We start from the raw sequence: 257 nt of genomic DNA, 5'->3' as shown, positions 1-257 counted from the left end.
CGTGCTTCAACTTATGGAAGCCGTCGGCGAGAACGCCGGGCGGAAGGATCGGTTTCTCGGAAGTCATAGGGGTCTCCTTGAATAAGCGCTCCTCGACTATGCCTGTCGATTGGCGCAAACGCGATCGCCTTCAACCGAAGGCGAGCCCGCGTCGTCTTCCTAGATCTGAGCCGAACCGCCATCCGCAAAGAGTTCGCAGCCATTGACGAAGCTGCTCTCATCGGAAGCAAGAAACAGAGCCGCGTTGGCGATCTCTC

Annotated in this window: 1 protein-coding gene; it reads right to left on the bottom strand. The window is 58.0% G+C overall.

Annotation, left to right across the window (positions count from 1 at the left end; all coding sequences use genetic code 11):
- Positions 1–159 precede the first annotated feature (159 nt).
- The coding region (locus SB772_RS43015) for an SDR family oxidoreductase (protein WP_410838899.1) at positions 160–257 on the bottom strand (98 nt) is incomplete at its 5' end.

The organism is Paraburkholderia sp. SIMBA_030 (assembly GCF_046535245.1).
Classification (GTDB): domain Bacteria; phylum Pseudomonadota; class Gammaproteobacteria; order Burkholderiales; family Burkholderiaceae; genus Paraburkholderia.
This window is presented reverse-complemented; position numbering and strand designations above follow the sequence as displayed.